Consider the following 19,137-nt stretch of genomic DNA (forward strand, 5'->3'; position numbering starts at 1 on the left):
TGGTAGTTCAGTTGGTTAGAATACCGGCCTGTCACGCCGGGGGTCGCGGGTTCGAGTCCCGTCCACTCCGCCACTTAATATCGACAACCTCGCTTATGCGAGGTTTTGTCAAATCTAGAATATGAAAATTCTATAGGGGTGTAGCTCCAATTGGCAGAGCAGCGGATTCCAAATCCGCGTGTTGGGAGTTCGAATCTCTCCACCCCTGCCATATATCAGGCTCTGACTTAGGTCAGAGCCTTTTTTGTATCTGGTTTCTTCTCATTATTATAGCTTATTTCTACTCTTATCCCGTAAGTATGGCTTTCTGCTGTACTTTGGCTGCATTTAATCTACTGAACGAACGAAACTACAGTTAGCTGTAATGATCAGTGGCCCGAAATTTTAATAATAAAGGGGAATCACTATTTATATTTAGTTACACTCAACCGATCTGGATTAATGAGTAACTATGTATGGATATATCTCGTCGACGCTTTCTTCAATCATCCTTAGCAATCTCCGCGCTTACCGTTCTACCTGCATGTTCTCTATCTAGGAGCACTAATAAGCAGGGGCAATATATATACGATATCACTGCAGAGCCTTCTACTGCAGAATTGGTCCCAGGGTTTAACACAGACGTACTCGCATTTAATGGTTCGATTCCAGCGCCTACGATTCGCTGTCGCCAAGGTGAGAAAGTTATTATCCGATTCACCAACAAGCTTTCAGAGCCAACTACAATTCACTGGCATGGCTTGCGAATCCCTATTGAAATGGATGGTGTACCTTTCTTAAGCCAGCCGCCTATCATGCCGGGTGAAACATTCGTTTATGAATTTACACCGCCAGATGCAGGCACGTTTTGGTATCACCCCCATATGAATAGCGTTAAGCAACTTGGTATGGGCTTAGTTGGGTTAATTATCGTTGAAGAGGCTGAGCCTGTTCTATTTGATGAAGAACAGGAAATAGTTCTAAAGCATTGGCATTTAGACAAACAAGGTCAGTGGAAGAACCTTATGGTACCGCGCTTGAGCGCTCGTATGGGGACTCCCGGAGAGTGGAGTAGCGTCAATGGTGTGCATGAACCTGTTTATGCGCTGAAGCAGAATGCTACCACGCGATTAAGAATTGCTAATGTCGATAATACCATTACTTACCCGATCGCTATTGAAGGTGCAGAGGCTTGGGTTATTGCTATTGATGGTAATCCTGTTAAAGCGCCTTATAAGCTCACTCAGCACAAAATTGGTCCAGGAATGAGGTTGGATGTCGGATTGATTGCTCCGAAGGCTGGAACACGTGTTTATGTGCGTCAAATGAAAGGACGCTTCCCATTCCCTTTGTGCGAGTTTGACGTTGTTGAGTCTGACCTGTCGAACAACCAGAAACTGCCTTTATTACCTCTCAACCCTGTGCCAGCTCTCGATTTGAAAAATGCAGAGCAAATCGATTATGTGTTTGAGTGGGAGGGGGCGATCACTCCTGCTGATCAATCGGGCAAAGCGATCCCCCAATTCTGGCTGATGAACAAACGGGCTTGGGAGGGAATGAGCAAAGATAATATTCCAGCGCCGCTTTCAACATTGGAGATTGGAAAAACCTATATCTTCAACCTAAAGAACGTCACCCAATATCATCATCCTATTCATCTTCATGGACACACATTTACGGTTCTTGAGTTAGATGGCAAAAAACTCGACGAACCGTTTCATACCGATACGGTCTTACTTGGAAAAAACGGCAGTGCGAAAGCGGCATTTGTTGCAGATAACCCAGGGCGTTGGATGTACCATTGTCATGTAATTGAACATATGAAGACGGGTTTGATGGGGTACATTGAAGTAAAGTGACTCCTGTAACTTTTAAAATCTTGATAAGTTTTAAGCGCTATACTTTGCTGAATTCTAAGATTGTATAATCACTATTGCCGTAAATTTGATTACAATGTCGCCATTAACTTTTCTGGGGGAATTATGGGACAACTATCCGTTTTGGGTTTTATTGCATTGGGTGGTGCATTTGGTGCATGTTCTCGTTACTTAATTTCTGAACTTTGTGTCATTTTATTGGGGCGTGGTTTTCCATATGGTACGTTAACCGTTAACGTTGTTGGCTCATTTATGATGGGCTTATTGATAGCAGCTTTCGATAATGAACTTTTGGCAACGGAACCTTGGCGACAAGTGATTGGCTTGGGTTTTTTAGGGGCACTAACGACGTTTTCCACCTTCTCGATGGATAATGTGTTGCTTATGCAGCAGGGCGCTTTCTTTAAGATGGGGTTGAACGTATTGTTGAATGTAGTGTTAAGTATTTCAGCGGCGTGGATAGGCTTTCAATTATTGATGCGCAGCTAGCAAAGTAGTTAAAAATTGAACAGGTCGGCTTGGTTTCACCAAGCCGTTTTTATATACTGACATCACTTGTCGGAGTGCCATAAGGCTGAGACCGTTAATTCGGGATCCGTTGAACCTGATCAGATTAGAATCTGCGAAGGGAACAAGAGAAGATATTCACACCGGAGTTCTTTCTGGTTGACCTATCAAAAGTCGAATGTTGTTACAGGCAAATATCGTAAGCTTTAACTAGCCTTAATTTGACTCCTCTTGTCGCATCTATCCGCCAAGCATTTTTATCCAATTACTTTTTATCTAGTATAACAAAGCAAGGAAAAATGCTATGTCGAGTCGCAAACAAGCGAGACTGGAAGCAAAACAGTTCATTGATACACTCTCGGTACAACCGTACCCCAATTCAAGCAAAGTCTACGTAGAAGGTTCACGTCCAGATATTAGTGTGCCAATGCGTGAAATATCACTCGCTGATAGCCTTATTGGAGGCACAAAAGAAGCGCCTATTTTCGAACCTAATGAGCCAGTACGCGTTTACGATACCTCGGGTGTATACACAGATCCAGAGCACACCATAGACCTCTATAGCGGCTTACCTAAGCTGAGAGAAGGGTGGATTGAAGAGCGTGCCGATACTGAGCTACTTGATGAAGTAAGCTCGGTGTACACCAAAGAACGCTTAGAAGACGAAACACTAGACGATCTTCGTTACGGTAATCTACCTCGTATTCGACGTGCCAAAGATGGCCATTGTGTGACCCAATTGCACTATGCTCGCAAAGGTATTATTACCCCAGAAATGGAATACATCGCGCTGCGTGAAAACATGGGGCGTGCCAAGTATCGCGATGAAGTGCTGAATCAACAGCATCCGGGTCAAAGCTTCGGAGCGAACCTACCAAAAGATATTACCGCCGAATTCGTGCGTAAAGAAGTCGCCGAAGGTCGCGCTATTATCCCTTCCAATATCAACCACCCAGAATCCGAACCAATGATCATTGGACGTAATTTTTTGGTCAAAGTGAACGCCAACATCGGTAACTCATCGGTCACTTCTTCGATTGAGGAAGAAGTAGAGAAGCTCGTTTGGGCGACACGTTGGGGTGGAGATACCGTTATGGATCTCTCTACTGGACGTAACATCCACGAAACTCGCGAGTGGATTCTACGTAACAGTCCGGTTCCGATCGGTACCGTACCAATGTATCAAGCGCTTGAGAAAGTGAATGGTGTTGCGGAAAACCTTAACTGGGAAGTGATGCGCGATACCCTGATTGAGCAAGCAGAGCAGGGCGTTGACTACTTTACTATCCATGCCGGTTTACTACTTCGTTATGTGCCAATGACTGCAAAACGCGTTACTGGCATCGTCTCTCGTGGTGGTTCTATCATCGCGAAATGGTGTTTAGCGCATCACCAAGAAAGCTTCTTATATACCCACTTCCGAGAGATCTGTGAAATCTGTGCTAAGTACGATGTCGCACTATCTCTTGGTGATGGTCTGCGTCCTGGCTCGGTGGCTGATGCTAACGACGAAGCGCAATTTGCAGAGCTTCGTACCCTTGGTGAGTTAACCAAGATAGCGTGGGAATATGACGTACAGGTGATTATCGAAGGTCCTGGTCATGTTCCAATGCACATGATCAAAGAGAATATGGAAGAGCAGTTGGAGCACTGTCATGAAGCTCCTTTCTATACGCTTGGTCCGCTCACGACAGACGTCGCTCCTGGTTACGACCATATTACTTCAGGCATTGGCGCAGCCATGATTGGTTGGTATGGCTGTGCGATGCTTTGCTACGTAACTCCGAAAGAGCATCTTGGCTTACCAAACAAAGAAGATGTGAAAGTAGGAATGATCACTTATAAGCTTGCTGCGCACGCCGCTGATTTAGCGAAGGGACACCCAGGCGCACAAGTGCGTGATAACGCGCTTTCTAAAGCTCGCTTCGAGTTCCGCTGGGAAGACCAATTCAACTTATCACTCGACCCTGATACCGCGCGCGCTTTCCATGACGAAACCTTGCCTCAAGAGTCTGGAAAAGTTGCCCACTTCTGTTCGATGTGCGGGCCAAAGTTCTGCTCGATGAAGATCTCGCAAGAGGTTCGAGAGTATGCGAAAGACACAGAGCAAGTTGCTGCGGACCAAGCTATCTCAATCAAAATGCTGGATGACCCTCTTGAGGGGATGCGTCAGAAATCGCAAGAATTTAGAGAGTCAGGTTCCGAGCTATACCACCCAGCAGCACATGCCGAGGTAAGTGACTAATGAGCAAAATCCTTATTCCGTCATCATTGATTGAACTGGCAGGTTTAGTTCAGCAATGTTTGTTGTTGGCGAAAGAACAGGGTTTTAGCATCGAAGACATTGAGTTGGGTGTGAGCCCAACTCAATCTATTCAGCTTGTTCGCGGCCAACAGACCACACACATAACGACTGATCTCATTGATGATTATGACTCTGAGCATGAGAGTTCATTTGTGCTCTATTACCGTTCTGCTTTGTCGGTAGAAGCGTGCGCTAAGCAACCGTCGAAAGCGATTCATATTGGCATTGCTGATACGCAGGTATCCGATGAAAAGGAGAAAGTGCTTCAGCTTGATATCTGGCGTCACCCAATTAACAACGAAGTGAGAGCGCTTTCCGTTAAGTCCAAATTCAACGCAATGTTCGATCCTGAACATCACCTTGCTTGGATAGTAACGCTGACAGTACTCGATTTTCCTATCGAAGATGCGTTAACACTTGCTCGAGGAATGCTAACTCAACAAGCGAATGTTTCACGTGAAACACTGTTGAATGACAACCTTGGTGAGGGAAGATCTACTCAGTGGGCTGACCAATTTGATGATTTCCCCACACCTGTACTAGAGGATAACCGGCTAGGTATTCAAGTTGGTTGGTCTGCACAAGGTGAGAGCGTTAGCTTTCCAACTCTAACCAAGCAAAGTCTAGGGCTCTACCCAGTCGTTGATGACGTTGCTTGGATTGAGCGTTTACTGCCACTAGGCATCAACACTATTCAACTGCGAATCAAGGACCCACAACAAGCCGATTTAGAACAACAGATCATTCGAGCAATTGAGCTAGGTCGTCAGTATCAAGCACAAGTGTTCATCAATGACTATTGGCAGTTGGCAATCAAGCATGGCGCTTATGGTGTTCACCTAGGACAAGAAGACATAGAAGAATCGAATTTGGCTCAGCTAACTAAAGCCGGCATTCGTCTTGGTCTTTCTACTCATGGTTATTATGAGCTACTGCGCATCGTACAAATTCATCCTAGTTACATCGCGCTAGGGCATATTTTCCCAACCACCACAAAACAGATGCCATCGAAACCACAAGGTTTGGTGCGCTTGGCTCTGTATCAAAAGCTGATTGATAGCATTCCTTATGGAAACGCGGAGTCGGTTTTCCATCCTTCAAAAGACAAAGCAGATAGTGACTATGTGCTTGGCTTTCCGACGGTCGCGATTGGTGGCATTGACCAATCTAATGCAGACCAAGTTTGGCGCACAGGCGTCTCTAGTTTGGCAGTTGTGCGTGCTATTACGTTGGCAGAATCACCTCAGTTCGTTATCGAGTTTTTTGCACAACTGATGAAGGAAAGACAGCTAACGTTTACTGATCAGAATAGTGAGTTGGCGCTTAGTAAGAGAGGCGAGCATGCTCACGGATAAGCAGTTCCTTCGCTATCAACGTCAAGTCGCTCTGCCAGAAATTGCCGAAGTTGGGCAAGAGCGTTTGAGCAAATCGCATGTGCTGATCATCGGTTGTGGTGGATTGGGGAGCGCAGCTAGTTTGTACTTGGCGTCAGCGGGCGTTGGTAAATTGGTTGTAGTCGATGACGATGAAGTTGATAGCAGTAACCTACAACGTCAGATCATTTATCGTGAACAAGACCTCCAAGTTGCGAAAACAAAAGCGACTGTAAAGCAACTTACTGAACTTAATACTATGGTTCAAATTCGTGCTATCAATAAGCGATTAGACAAAGCACAGCTTCAGCTTGAGGTGATGCTAGCGGATGTGGTGCTCGACTGCACCGATAACATGCCAACGCGTCAGCTAATTAACCAAGTTTGTTTCGAGCAAAATACGCCACTCATCTCAGCGGCGGCAATTGGTTGGCAAGGGCAATTTGCTGTCTTTGATTACCAAACACCAAGTGAACAAGAAGTGCAGAGTAAAGCCTGTTACCGCTGTTTGTATCCGTTTGACGAATTACCACAAAGTCAAAAATGCAGTGAGAGCGGTGTTGTCGGCCCGGTAGTGGGCACACTTGGTAACTACCAAGCGATAGCGGCAATTCAAAAACTGGCGACGGGAAAGTTTCATGTCGAGACTGCCAAGTTGCATCTGTTTGATGGGTTGAAACTGCAATGGCAAACCATGGCGATAAGCAAAGACAAACAGTGCCAAGTATGTGCTCAGATTTAGCTTACGAGTATACGAGTAATAGGCAGAATTAAGAGAGTTGGAAGCAATGACGTTATCAGAACAACAAACAACACAAATGACCGCTGCTGACTTAGATGTGATCACTATTGTCATCAATGACCAGTCACATCGAGTTGCCAGTGAGTCGAATCTACAGCAAATCATTAGTCAATTTGCGCTACCAGAAAAGGGCTGCGTTTTTGCAATTAATAACAATGTTGTGCCACGCAGTGAGTGGGCTAGCACAGTTCTTTCACAGGGAGATAGCATCTCTTTGTTTCAAGCGATCGCGGGGGGTTAAAGTCGATGCTTAAAATTGGTGATAAACAATTCGAATCAAGACTGTTCACGGGAACAGGGAAATTTGCCAGCAGCCGATTAATGGCAGAAGCGATTCAAGTATCGGGCTCTCAACTTGCGACCATGGCGTTGAAGCGTGTGGATGTGAATGACCAACAAGACGATATTTTGCTGCCGCTAGTAAAAGCGGGGGTGAACTTATTGCCAAACACATCAGGAGCAAAGAATGCTAAAGATGCTGTGTTTGCTGCACAACTGGCGCGAGAAGCGTTGGGTACTAACTGGCTAAAACTGGAAATTCATCCAGACCCGAAGTACTTGATGCCCGATCCAATTGAGACACTTGCAGCCGCTGAACAGCTGGTTCGTGAAGGCTTCATTGTCCTTCCTTACTGTCATGCTGACCCGGTTCTGTGTAAACGATTGGAAGAGGTTGGCTGCGCTGCTGTCATGCCATTAGGTGCGCCGATCGGTTCTAACAAAGGGATAGTTTCTCACGATTTCCTAGAGATCATCATCGACCAAGCTAATGTTCCTGTCATTGTTGATGCGGGTATTGGTGCTCCTTCACATGCCGCGCGTGCGATGGAAATGGGCGCGGATGCCGTGCTCGTTAATACTGCGATTGCAGCTTCGAGCGATCCCGTTGCGATGGCGAAGGCATTTAAGTTGGCGGTAGAGTCGGGGCGTATGGCTTATGAAGCCGGACTTGCCGGTAAGGTTTCTCATGCGGTTGCGTCGAGTCCACTGACGTCATTCCTAGATGAGCTTTAGTACTAGATTGGTTTAGCTATTAAGCGAGGAAAACATGAGCTTCGTTGAACAATTTAAGCAGCTTAATTGGGATGACATTTCGATGTCGATCTACGCGAAAACGGCACAAGATGTTGAGCGAGCATTGAATAAACCCAAGCGTGATTTGGAAGACTTTAAAGCGCTAATTTCACCAGCGGCTGAAGCGTACTTAGAGCAGATGGCACAACTGTCATACTCGGCCACTCGCAAGCGTTTTGGTAATACCATGTCGCTTTATATTCCACTGTACCTTTCTAACTTGTGCGCCAATGCTTGTACTTATTGTGGCTTCTCTATGGACAACAGAATCAAGCGTCGTACTTTGAATAGGGACGAAGTGGCTGCAGAAGTTGAGGCCATTAAACGCATGAAGTTTGATAGCGTATTGCTGGTGACTGGCGAACACGAAACCAAAGTGGGCATGAAATACTTCCGCGAAATGGTGCCGATGATTAAGAAGCGCTTTAACTATTTGGCGATGGAAGTGCAGCCGCTAGATCAAGACGAATACGCAGAGCTCAAGACATTGGGTTTGGATGCGGTGATGGTCTATCAAGAAACGTATCATCCTTCGACTTACGCCGAGCACCATTTGCGAGGTAATAAAATGGATTTCGAATACCGATTGGATACACCCGATCGTCTTGCAAAAGCAGGCATCGATAAGATCGGTATTGGTGCTTTGATAGGATTGGAAGAGTGGCGTACCGACTGTTTTTATGTGGCAGCGCACTTGGACTATCTTGAGCGCACGTATTGGCAGACTCGTTACTCAATTTCTTTCCCACGTTTACGTCCTTGTGAGGGTGCGCTCCAACCAAAATCAGTCATGACGGATAAACAGCTTGTGCAGTTGATTTGCGCTTATCGCTTGTTGAATCCAGAAGTGGAGTTGTCATTATCGACTCGTGAATCACCGAAGTTCAGAGACAATGCATTACCGTTAGGCATCACTAGTATGTCTGCTGCATCGAAAACTCAGCCGGGTGGTTATGCGATGGATGATGCTGAACTCGAGCAGTTTGAGATCAGTGACGAACGAAGCGCGGGTTCTGTGGAAAATATGATTCGAGCCAAAGGTTTTGACCCTGTATGGCGAGATTGGCACTCAGCGTATTCCGGTTAAGCAATAAATAAAGCCACTGGTCATCGTTATGTTTCACGTGAAACATAGGCAAAAAAAGAGGGTTGATGCAAAACATCAACCCTCTACTTTTTCTAGCTTCTAGCTTCTAGCTTCTAGCTGTGTGCTACTGGTAGTGTTGCTTGACGAAGCCACTCTTTCACATTGCCTTCAACTAGCGGGCTGATCTCATCCCATACTTTCTGATGGTAATCATTCAGCCAAGCAAGTTCTGGACGAGTTAGCATATCAACGTTGATATTGCGCTTGTCGATTGGGCAGCGTGTTAGTGACTCAAATGACAGAACAGGGAAGTCACCGTTAGTTGGTGTTTCAACAACAAGCTCTAGGTTCTCGATACGGATACCAAACGCATCCGCACGGTAGTAACCTGGCTCGTTGGATAGCACCATGCCTTCTGTTAGAGGCACGTCGATTTGCTTCTTCGAAATGCTCGCTGGACCTTCATGAACACTTAGGAAGTGACCAACACCGTGGCCAGTACCGTGGTCGTAATCGTAGCCTTCCGCCCATAGGTGCTGACGAGCTAGTGTATCGATTTGGTAACCACGTGTGCCTTTCGGGAAACGTGCACGAGCAACACCGATGTGACCTTTTAGTGCGAGAGTGAATTGTTTAATCATCTCTTGTGAAGGCTGACCGATCGCAATGGTACGCGTGATGTCTGTTGTGCCATCTAGGTACTGACCACCTGAATCCACTAGGTAAAGTGTGTTCAGCTCTAGCTTGCCAGGTTCAGGTTGGTTCTCGTGGTTGTAGTGACACATCGCTGCGTTGCCACCTGCTGCCGAAATAGTATCGAAGCTAAGGTCCATAAGCGTTGGGTCTTCGCTACGGAACGCTTCCAGTTTGTCTGCCAGCGTCGCTTCATCATGCAGATTACCTGCAACGACTTCTGCATCTAACCAAGATAGGAACTTGCTCATCGCCACGCCATCACGGATATGACATGCTTTCATGCCTGCGATTTCAACTGCGTTCTTCGCCGCTTTTGGCATTAGGCATGGATCAGCTTTACTCACCACTGATGCACCAGCATTTTGTAGAACCAGCTTAAACCATGCGTTACTTGTCGCAGGGTCAACCAGTACATTCTTGCCAGTTAGAGTTTCTAGTCGTGCTTGTAATGCTTCTGGGTGATGAACTGTTACGCCAGAACCAACGTGAGCGTCAAACTCAGCAGGTAGGCGCGCTGGCTCTAGGAAGTATTCCACGCTTGAGTCTGAATGCAGAATCGCGTGAGAAAGCAGAACTGGTAGACGTGATACATCTAGACCACGAACGTTGAGCAACCAACAGATAGAATCAAGTGCTGTGATCACCGCGCTGTCTGCGCCGGCTTTTTTCACGAGCTCTGCGATTTCTTGGCGCTTACTTTCACTTGATTGACCAACCGCTTCTGTTGCCATTAGGCGAACGTCAGAAACCACAGGAGCAGGGCGGTCGTGCCACAGCTCATCAATTGGGTTGCTGTCGAGAATCTTAAGCTCAAGTGCACCTGCAAGTTTTGCTTGTGCCATGTCTAACCAAGCAGAGTTATGCATGCGAGGGTCGATTGCCACAGACGCGCCATTTGCAAGATGGTCTTTAATCCAATCTAATGCAGGCTCTTCAATCAGGTGACGGTATTCGAATAGATCAGCAGGAACCTGCTTGGTGACTTGTACCGTGTAGCGACCATCAACAAAGATAGCAGCTTTGTCTTTGGTGATTACCGCAGCACCAGCAGAACCAGTAAAACCAGTTAGCCAATGTAAACGCTCGTTGTGCGCTGGTACGTATTCGCCCAAATACTCGTCTTCATGTGGGACAAGTAGGGCATCAATATTATGTTGTGCTAGCCATTCGCGAATTGCATTCACGCGGCTTTGGGTATCGTTGTGCATCTGTGTTATTCCTTCAAATTACCGCTCCTTCATGCTCAGGTGTGGGAGCTGTTTCCATCTGCTTCATGCAGTTTACGATTCCATTGAGGCTCGCAATCACTTCAATAGAGTCGGAGTACAACTAGGCCATAGATGAGCCAAAAAGGACTACGACAGTTAAGCTACTCATTTTAGCCGCTAAGCGCAAATTGAGTGCGGTGTTTTTATCTAAGGTGATCGGTTTTTTGTGTGATCATCGTACGTAGCCAGCCTAATGCAGGGTCGTTTTCTCTATCTCGGTGCCAGAATAAAGTGTAAGCCATAGGTGGGAATTCTAACGGTAGTGGCAGCACGACCAAATCAAGCTGTTTGGCCGCAAGTTGCACAAAATGACTTGGCGCAGTAAAGATAAAGTCGGTGTATGAACATAAACTTGCGGCACTGTTAAAGTCGGGCACGGTGACGGCAATATCGCGGTCGGCGCCAATATCTGCAAGGCGATAATCCAGCAACCAACGGTCGTTGCCATCACAACGTACTTGTACATGGCGTAGGGCGAGATAGGCTTCCAGATTCCAAGGTTGTTTTAGCGCAGGATGGTTTTTGCGAATGATGCACATTTGGTAATCACGATAAATTTCCAACTCGCAAATGTCATCGGGTGGTTGGAGAGTCAGCTTGGCATCGTTTATATCGATATCTTTTCCAGTTAAGCCTAAATCCAGTTCGCCGCGTTGAAGCATTTTAAATGTATTATCCGACCACGGGTGTGTGCTTATGGTCACGCCAGGTGCTTGTTGAAAAATCGCCGGTAAGAAATGGGGTAGAATGAGAGGGTAGACACTCTCTACAGCTGCTATTTGAAAACGGTATTCGCTGCTTTGCGGAGAAAACTCTTCGGGTTGAGTCAGCACTTCTAACTGATTTATCAACAGATCCAGTTTCGGTTTAAGAAACAATGCGCGCGGCGTAGGTGTTAATCCATGTGAGTTTCGAGTGAAAAGCGGGTCATCAAATTGAATGCGCAGTTTAGCCAGTGATTTACTTACGGCGGATTGGCTTAAGCACAATCGGTGGGCCGCACGAGTAACATTTAACTCTTCAATCAGCACTTTAAAGCAGACCAATAGATTTAAATCGATACGAGCCAGTTTTTCGACGTTCACAGTGAATTTCCTCTGAGGAATAATGCTCATGATTATACATCATTTCCATTCATATCATCAGATGATTAAGCTTTACCCAAAGTTCTTTATCCAATTCGGAGTGTTGTGTGTCTAGCCAGTTTTCTAATAGTAAAAAACAGATGGCGTTATTGACCCTTTTGGTTCTTTTCAGTCCTTTAGCGATTGATATTTATCTACCTGCTTTACCTCTTATTGCTTCCACTTTTCAGGTCGATAATGCGCTAGCACAAGACACGATCACTTGGTTCTTATTTGCTATGGGTGTTGGTCAGCTATTCGCAGGTCCCTTAGCAGATAAACTCGGACGTCGAACTGTTGCATTGGGCGGTATCACCATTTACGCGATGAGCGCTTTATTGGCGTGGAGTGCTCAAAATATTGAGTGGATGTTGGTCTCCCGACTGCTACAAGGCTTAGGTGCGTGTGCGACATCGGTAGCAGCCTTTGCAACAGTTCGCGATATCTTTGGCCCGGAAAAAAGCGGCAAAATGATCAGCTACCTTAACGGTGCGATTTGTTTCATTCCGGCTTTAGCTCCAATTCTAGGTAGCTGGTTAACTCAACAATTTGACTGGCGTGCTAACTTTAGCTTTATGGCGGGTTTTGCTGTGGTGTCTGGATCATTGATGTTTTTCATGATGAAAGAGACTAACCCGTCAACAGAAAAGCAAGCCGTGTTTAAGCTTAGTCGGTATTGGGCAGTGCTTAGCACACCATCTTTTGTTTTCCATGCGTCATTATGCTTGATGGCGATGGCGGTTATTCTTGCTTACGTTACCTCAGCACCGTCGGTATTGATGACGGGGATGGGGCTGTCGATGAATGAATTCACTTTCTGGTTTGGTGTAAATGCGGTGATAAACATTGCGGCATGTATGCTGGCGCCTAAGTTTATGGAGCGCGTTGGAACTCACAACACCTTGGTCACCGGGATCTCAACTCTGGGTCTCGCAGGTGTGATCATGCTAGTGATGAATGGTCAGAATACCGCGCTTTCTTTCATGTTACCTATCTTTATGTCTTCTGTAGGTTTTGCATTCATTCTGGGTGCAGCGGCAGGGAAAGCGTTAGAACCGTTTGGTGATAAGGCGGGCACGGCAGCTGCACTGCTTGGATTGTTCCAAATGAGTGGCTCTGGTTTGTTGGTGGGTACGCTGCAACGCTTATCTCTGGATCCGCAAACCTTGATTGCAATTCATATGTGGGTCCTATTACCTGCGTTGGTCGTTCTGTTTACAAAAGCAGGGAAGAACTGGCACTCGAGCTTTGCGAAAGCGTAAATCAGTGTAATTTAGTATTTTCCAATGTAAGTAAGGCGTGTATATTTGTCACTCAGACTTTTCCTGACACCATAACGGAACTCAAAAAGTAATGTCGTTAACCACGTATGAAATGGCTCGTATTCTAGAGCAAATGGAAGATTCACCAGAAAAGGTGATGTTTGGCAAGTTGCTTAATGAGCTGGGTAATCAAAGCTCCGAGCGTATTCGTAGTGCGGCTAAACAAGTACCTCTGCCAATTTTGCGTGATATCGTGTACCAATTTCAGCAAGTGATTGAGTCACGCAAAGATGAACAAGTCGAGCAGATGGCAAAAGACCTCGCTCAGCAAGGTATCTCAGCAGAAGAGCTACTGGCTTACTTGAATAAATAATAAAAAATCCCCGCATGATGCGGGGATTTTTTTAGCTCGTCATTTTCTTTTTCAGGATGTGGTCCAAAGACAGCGGTCCTGGCCCCCATACGATTACGATAAGAATCATCAATCCCCAAAGTTGGTGATCATAAAAACCTTTCTCCCACAACAGTGGGTAAGAGATCACTGCGATGATGTTGAACACAAACAGCATTGCTGCCATCGGGCGGGTAATCAATCCTAGTGCCAAGAACACCGGTAGAACCAACTCCGCAGCCGTACCTAAATAAGCCGCCAATTCCCATGGCAAGATTGGCACTTGGTATTCCAGCTCAAATAAGTACAACGTGCTATCCCAAGACGAGATTTTGATTAGTCCTGAATTGAAGAACACCCAAGCAACCCAAAAGCGACAAAAGAGAAGTAGTAAAGGGACAAAGGCTGCTTGTAAGGTACTGATTAAATCGTCGTACCGATTCACTAAGTTTTTAACCGTATCCGTCATAGAGTGCTCCTTAGATTGATTGCAATGTAAAGCCGTCAACAATATCGAGTGCCATGATGCGATTGAGATGAGCGAGTAAAACTTCAGGTATTTCGCTCAAACTCTGCTTCTGCTCTAAACATTGCAGCAGTTGGAACACATCAGCATCGAGTGCGTGACACAAGGCTTCTCCATTGGCTTGAATCGAGATGACACCTTGCTGTAATTGGTTGATATTAAGTTGTTCGAATTGCCCAGTTTGAATCGCGCTAAATAGATCGAATACTGCGTAGTTGGAGTCAAAGCTGCGGCAGCCCTTTTTAAGGTGTAAGACTAAAGTGGGTTGTTGCTCTTCACTCACTTCGCCAAGTAACGCAAGCGGTTTTAATTCCGCTGCATTGGATTGCTCATACTGTGCTTGACGAGCTAGGTCGATATGCCACTCGAAGCGTGCGACTTCAGGGCTGTAAGGTGCTTTTGCGATCACCTGACTGAACTGCATGATGGTGTCTTGAAAGCCTTCGCCATAATGCACCACATTTCCTTCTTCTAATGGGTAAGAAAGAACATGCTGGCGAGCTATCTGTTCAAAGCATTCTTCACCAAGCAGCGCTTCAACCATCAGGTAGGTCGCGGATAACACCTCGCTTAAGCTGATGATAAAGTTATTGCGGTAAATCTGCATGCGTTCATCAGCGGTAAACGTATCACTGGCAATATCGCAATCTTCACCGAGTGCTTGATAGTGTAGGGCTTTAGCAAACTGGCTTTGTAAGGTGGCTAGATTCATGATGCCTTCCTTGGTTCGCTTTGTTCACTTGGAAGTGTGCCTTGCAACAGTAGTTGCGATGCTTTCTGTGCTTCTTCGAGCAAGACTTCTGGCGCGGGGATATCCAAATCCCATTCAATCAACGTATGACGTGGACCGTGTTTTTTTGTCCACTGCGCGAACAGTTGCCAAACTTCATCACTAACTGGGCGGCTATGGGTATCAATCCATATCTCACCTTTGTCGAGTTGTTTGATGGTAAAACCTGCCAAGTGAATCTCATCCACTTTGTCGGCTGGAATCGCATCTAGGTATGTGTCGCAATCAAAACCGTGGTTGAACGCCGAAACATAAACATTGTTTAGATCGAGCAATAAACGACAGTCAGTGCGCTTTTGCACTTCGGTAAGAAACTCCCATTCGCTGATGGTCGAATGTTGAAACTTCACATAACTAGATGGGTTCTCTATCAAGATCTCGCGTTGCAAATATTCCTGCACTTCATTCACGTTACGAGTGAACACGTTGAGCGCTTCTTCCGTATACGGAAGTGGAAGCAGGTCATTAAAGTAGTGACCGCCGTTTTCACTCCAACTTAAATGGTCAGAAACAAGGATTGGGTCGATTGAGTTAATCAGTGCTTTAAGTTGCGCAAGATGCTTTTGACTAACACGTTCCACCGAACCTAGCGACAAACCAATACCGTGGCAGCTAATTTGATATTGCTCACGAAGCGTTTGTAGCTGATGGCGCTCTGTTGCATTGGGTTGGAAATAGTTTTCACTGTGGATTTCTAACCAAGACAACTCGGGTTGGTTTTGGCTAAAGTAATCGAGGTGAGGGGTTCTTAATCCAACTCCAACAAGGTCGTGGAAGGTGTGGTGTTTCACGTGAAACTCCTTTTCAAATCGTGCGGGAAGAGAAGGATGCGTCTTGGCTTTGCGTTGGTTGAGCGTCAACGCATCCTCACAATAGCTAGCGATAAAAGATTATGAAGAAGAAGTGCTACCGCCAGCGAGTTTGTCACAAAGACCTTTTGGTACGACTACGAATGCGTCTTTTTGGTTATCTTCTTTAGAAGTACCAGCGCATGAGCTGCTTTTTGTTGCACAGTCGTTTTTACCTGCTTTAGAAACGCCATAGCACTTTTCTTTTTCAGCAGCGACAGCTGGAGCTGCAGTTAGCATTGTGCCACCAAGAGCTAGAAGACCAGTAACAGCAGCAGTAACAGCTAGATTCGACTTTTTCATAATAAATTCCTCTGAATGATTTCCTTTACTTTAAGTTGGCAAGATGAATCGCCTGTTTTGGCGTTTTTGTTATCAACTTGCTTAACTTAAAAGATAGGAAACTGGCTAAAAAACTTTCAGAAAAATTTCTGAAGTAAATAGGTTTGTAGGGTCAAATAGGTATAACTAATTGATGTGTTGGGCAAAAAAACATCGATTTTTTTATCAAGTTTTGTCTAAACAGCACCCGGTTGTTTAGGTTATAATCGGTTTTTATGTATAAATAACCAGTAGCTCTCATCATGATGGATCCATCTCTATTACTCGACGGTTTGAACGATAAACAACGTGAAGCCGTTGCAGCACCTCTAGAAAACTTGCTCGTTCTTGCTGGCGCAGGAAGTGGTAAGACACGCGTTCTTGTTCACCGTATCGCTTGGCTGATGTCGGTCGAGCAAGCTTCTCCGTTTTCAATTATGTCGGTAACCTTTACCAATAAGGCGGCGGCAGAGATGCGTGGACGTATCGAAGAGCTAATGATGGGCAGTGCAGGCGGTATGTGGAATGGTACTTTCCACGGCATTTGTCACCGTATTCTGCGTGCACACTATCTTGATGCGAAGCTACCGGAAGATTTCCAAATCATTGACAGTGACGACCAACAGCGTCTACTAAAGCGTTTGATTAAAGCGCAAAACCTCGATGAGAAGCAGTGGCCGGCACGCCAAGTGGCATGGTGGATTAACGGTAAGAAAGACGAAGGTCTGCGCCCGTCGCACATTGATGCGTACCATGATCCAGTAACCAAGACATATCTACAGTTGTACACCGCTTACCAAGAAGCGTGTGATCGTGCTGGTTTAGTCGATTTTGCGGAAATCTTGCTGCGCGCACATGAGCTACTGCGTGATAACAAGTTCGTCCGTGAACACTACCAAGCACGCTTTAAGCATATCTTGGTGGATGAGTTCCAAGATACCAACAACATTCAATATGCTTGGCTACGTATGATGGCGGGTCCTGAGTGTCACGTGATGATCGTAGGTGATGACGACCAGTCGATTTATGGTTGGCGTGGTGCAAAAGTCGAGAACATTGAGAAGTTTACGCTCGAATTCCCAAGCGTGAATACCATTCGTCTTGAGCAAAACTACCGTTCCACTAAGACCATTCTGGAAGCATCTAACACCCTGATTGCGAATAACACCGAGCGTATGGGTAAAGAGTTGTGGACGGATGGCGTGGTCGGTGAGCCTATCTCGGTTTACAGCGCTTACAACGAATTAGATGAAGCCCGTTTTGCGGTGAACAAAATCAAAGAGTGGCAAGACAAGGGCGGTGCTCTGAATGACGCTGCGATGCTTTACCGTAACAACGCCCAGTCGCGTGTTCTGGAAGAAGCGTTAATTCAAGCCGGTCTGCCTTATCGTATCTATGGCGGCATGCGATTCTTCGAACGTCAGGAAATCAAAGATGCCTTGAGCTACATGCGTCTGATTGCCAACCGTAACGATGATGCAGCGTTTGAACGTGTGGTGAATACGCCAACGCGTGGTTTGGGCGATAAGACGCTTGAAACCATCCGTTTTGCGGCTCGTGACCGTGGTTGCACCATGTGGGAAGCGAGTGTAGCTATGTTGGACGAGAAGGTGCTTGCTGGTCGCGCTGCTGGTGCTCTGAGCCGTTTTATCGAGCTTGTCACCGCGCTAGAAGACGACACCTTAGAGATGCCGCTGCATCACCAAACTGACCATGTAATTAAATACTCGGGCTTGTTCGCGATGTACGAGCAAGAGAAGGGCGAAAAGTCTAAGGCACGTATTGAGAACTTGGAGGAATTGGTGACCGCAACTCGCCAATTCGAGAAACCAGAAGAAGCCGAAGACATGTCACTGCTGACGGCATTCCTAACCCACGCAGCACTAGAAGCGGGCGAAGGACAAGCGGACGAATTTGAAGATGCGGTTCAGCTCATGACATTACACAGTGCGAAAGGTCTAGAGTTCCCATTGGTGTTTATGGTCGGTGTGGAAGAAGGCATGTTCCCAAGCCAAATGTCGGCAGAAGAAGCAGGGCGCTTAGAAGAAGAACGCCGTCTGTGTTACGTAGGCATGACCCGTGCAATGCAGAAACTGTACATCACTTATGCTGAAATGCGTCGTTTGTACGGTCAGGATAAATACCATAAACCGTCTCGCTTTATCCGTGAACTGCCAGAAACTTGTTTAGATGAAGTACGAATGAAGGCGCAAGTTAGCCGTCCTTCAAGCAGTGGTCGATTTAGCCAAACTGTTGTGAAAGAGAGCTTTAATGAAACCGGCTTTACGCTAGGTTCTCGTGTGATGCATCCAAAGTTTGGTGAAGGCACCATCATCAACTTCGAAGGCAGCGGTCCACAAAGCCGTGTACAGATTGCCTTTAACGGTGAAGGCATCAAATGGTTGGTAACTGCTTACGCACGACTAGAGAAACTGTAAGGCTCATCAACTTAAGAGCTGCTTCGGCGGCTCTTTTTGTTTGTGCAGTTTTGGTGTCGCTAACGCAGTAAAAAATGGAATGATAAATGGAGTACAAAAGCGCGACTTAACGATGCCGTTTGAAGTGAAAGGTGGGCGTTGTGGGTGAATGCCTGTTTTCAGCAGATCTACTGAGAAAAACTTTAGGCAAAGAAAAACCCCGAGGGCTTGCGCCCATCGGGGTTATAGTCTTACTCGCAGCAATCCGGCTACTAAGAATGCTCCATGCATCTAATCCATGATAGTGTGCTGAATCCGTCAGCTTAATCCTTACGTCGCCTTCCTAGCGGTGTCCTTAATGACCTTATCCTGGTCTGCTAACTATCCTCGTTAGCTCTCATCACTTGTTCCCTGAGCGGTGTCCCTGACATCATCCTGATGTTCAAATCCTTGCCTCGTCCAGAGGTGTCCATTTCCCGTCCTTAGTAGC

17 protein-coding genes, 1 tRNA gene and 1 riboswitch are annotated in these 19,137 nt (G+C 46.1%); of the genes, 12 read left to right on the top strand and 6 right to left on the bottom strand.

Going from position 1 to position 19,137, the window contains the following annotated elements:
• Window positions 1-134: 134 nt before the first annotated feature.
• The 9 genes from R7E51_RS21375 (at window position 135) to thiH (ending at window position 9,004) form a co-directional block, all read left to right on the top strand.
• A tRNA-Trp gene (locus R7E51_RS21375) sits at window positions 135-211 on the top strand.
• 244 nt (window positions 212-455) lie between these two features.
• Window positions 456-1,838, top strand: coding sequence for a multicopper oxidase family protein (locus tag R7E51_RS21380; protein WP_206958520.1), 1,383 nt, complete (start codon window positions 456-458; stop codon window positions 1,836-1,838).
• Window positions 1,839-1,961: 123 nt separating this feature from the next.
• On the top strand, window positions 1,962-2,345 hold the full coding sequence (crcB, locus tag R7E51_RS21385) for a fluoride efflux transporter CrcB (protein WP_005378811.1): 384 nt from the start codon (window positions 1,962-1,964) through the stop codon (window positions 2,343-2,345).
• Between the two features lie 60 nt (window positions 2,346-2,405).
• A riboswitch (TPP riboswitch) is annotated at window positions 2,406-2,504 on the top strand.
• Window positions 2,505-2,667: 163 nt separating this feature from the next.
• The gene (gene thiC, locus R7E51_RS21390; protein ID WP_065274966.1) at window positions 2,668-4,608 is read left to right on the top strand and encodes a phosphomethylpyrimidine synthase ThiC; all 1,941 of its coding nucleotides are present in this window, start codon (window positions 2,668-2,670) and stop codon (window positions 4,606-4,608) included.
• The gene (locus tag R7E51_RS21395) at window positions 4,608-6,023 is read left to right on the top strand and encodes a thiamine phosphate synthase (RefSeq protein ID WP_206958521.1); all 1,416 of its coding nucleotides are present in this window, start codon (window positions 4,608-4,610) and stop codon (window positions 6,021-6,023) included. The genes thiC and R7E51_RS21395 overlap by 1 nt, the downstream gene beginning before the upstream one ends.
• The gene (locus R7E51_RS21400) at window positions 6,010-6,783 is read left to right on the top strand and encodes a HesA/MoeB/ThiF family protein (RefSeq protein ID WP_017821777.1); all 774 of its coding nucleotides are present in this window, start codon (window positions 6,010-6,012) and stop codon (window positions 6,781-6,783) included. The genes R7E51_RS21395 and R7E51_RS21400 overlap by 14 nt, the downstream gene beginning before the upstream one ends.
• Window positions 6,784-6,829: 46 nt before the next feature.
• Window positions 6,830-7,084, top strand: a complete 255-nt coding sequence (gene thiS / locus R7E51_RS21405; protein WP_017821778.1) for a sulfur carrier protein ThiS — start codon at window positions 6,830-6,832, stop codon at window positions 7,082-7,084.
• 5 nt (window positions 7,085-7,089) lie between these two features.
• Window positions 7,090-7,857 carry a thiazole synthase gene (locus R7E51_RS21410; protein WP_017821779.1) on the top strand — a complete coding sequence of 256 codons (768 nt, stop codon included), beginning with the start codon at window positions 7,090-7,092 and terminating at the stop codon, window positions 7,855-7,857.
• A 34-nt stretch (window positions 7,858-7,891) separates the two neighbouring features.
• Window positions 7,892-9,004 (top strand): 2-iminoacetate synthase ThiH, encoded by a 1,113-nt coding sequence (gene thiH, locus R7E51_RS21415; RefSeq protein ID WP_017821780.1) that lies wholly within the window; start codon window positions 7,892-7,894, stop codon window positions 9,002-9,004.
• A gap of 113 nt (window positions 9,005-9,117) precedes the next feature.
• On the opposite strand, the gene R7E51_RS21420 is transcribed toward thiH, so the two are convergent.
• Both R7E51_RS21420 and R7E51_RS21425 read right to left on the bottom strand, forming a co-directional pair.
• Window positions 9,118-10,908 (bottom strand): aminopeptidase P family protein, encoded by a 1,791-nt coding sequence (locus R7E51_RS21420; RefSeq protein ID WP_017821781.1) that lies wholly within the window; start codon window positions 10,906-10,908, stop codon window positions 9,118-9,120.
• Window positions 10,909-11,111: 203 nt separating this feature from the next.
• Window positions 11,112-12,053, bottom strand: coding sequence for a LysR family transcriptional regulator (locus R7E51_RS21425; RefSeq protein WP_005378791.1), 942 nt, complete (start codon window positions 12,051-12,053; stop codon window positions 11,112-11,114).
• 107 nt (window positions 12,054-12,160) lie between these two features.
• On the opposite strand from R7E51_RS21425, the gene R7E51_RS21430 reads away from it, so the two are divergent.
• Together R7E51_RS21430 and tsrA are read left to right on the top strand one after the other, a co-directional pair.
• Window positions 12,161-13,354 (top strand): multidrug effflux MFS transporter, encoded by a 1,194-nt coding sequence (locus R7E51_RS21430; RefSeq protein ID WP_005382927.1) that lies wholly within the window; start codon window positions 12,161-12,163, stop codon window positions 13,352-13,354.
• 91 nt (window positions 13,355-13,445) lie between these two features.
• Window positions 13,446-13,727 (top strand): H-NS-like global regulator TsrA, encoded by a 282-nt coding sequence (gene tsrA, locus R7E51_RS21435; protein ID WP_005378786.1) that lies wholly within the window; start codon window positions 13,446-13,448, stop codon window positions 13,725-13,727.
• 31 nt (window positions 13,728-13,758) lie between these two features.
• Here tsrA and R7E51_RS21440 read toward each other — a convergent pair whose 3' ends face one another.
• The 4 genes from R7E51_RS21440 to R7E51_RS21455 all read right to left on the bottom strand — a co-directional run bounded on the left by R7E51_RS21440 (window position 13,759) and on the right by R7E51_RS21455 (window position 16,212).
• On the bottom strand, window positions 13,759-14,214 hold the full coding sequence (locus tag R7E51_RS21440; RefSeq protein WP_054575520.1) for a DoxX family protein: 456 nt from the start codon (window positions 14,212-14,214) through the stop codon (window positions 13,759-13,761).
• Window positions 14,215-14,224: 10 nt separating this feature from the next.
• Window positions 14,225-14,983: an HvfC/BufC N-terminal domain-containing protein gene (locus R7E51_RS21445; protein WP_206958522.1), complete on the bottom strand. Its 759-nt coding sequence runs from the start codon at window positions 14,981-14,983 to the stop codon at window positions 14,225-14,227.
• Window positions 14,980-15,852 carry an MNIO family bufferin maturase gene (gene bufB, locus R7E51_RS21450; RefSeq protein ID WP_017821784.1) on the bottom strand — a complete coding sequence of 291 codons (873 nt, stop codon included), beginning with the start codon at window positions 15,850-15,852 and terminating at the stop codon, window positions 14,980-14,982. Before bufB ends, R7E51_RS21445 begins: the two co-directional genes overlap by 4 nt.
• 99 nt (window positions 15,853-15,951) lie before the next feature.
• A complete protein-coding gene (locus tag R7E51_RS21455; RefSeq protein ID WP_005378779.1) occupies window positions 15,952-16,212 on the bottom strand; it encodes a BufA1 family periplasmic bufferin-type metallophore in 261 nt (86 codons plus the stop codon).
• Window positions 16,213-16,493: 281 nt separating this feature from the next.
• Here R7E51_RS21455 and uvrD point away from each other — a divergent pair, with 281 nt between their 5' ends.
• Window positions 16,494-18,668 (top strand): DNA helicase II, encoded by a 2,175-nt coding sequence (gene uvrD, locus R7E51_RS21460; protein WP_005378778.1) that lies wholly within the window; start codon window positions 16,494-16,496, stop codon window positions 18,666-18,668.
• Window positions 18,669-19,137: the final 469 nt, after the last annotated feature.

The organism is Vibrio sp. Vb1166 (assembly GCF_033338695.1).
In the GTDB taxonomy this organism is placed as follows: domain Bacteria; phylum Pseudomonadota; class Gammaproteobacteria; order Enterobacterales; family Vibrionaceae; genus Vibrio; species Vibrio alginolyticus.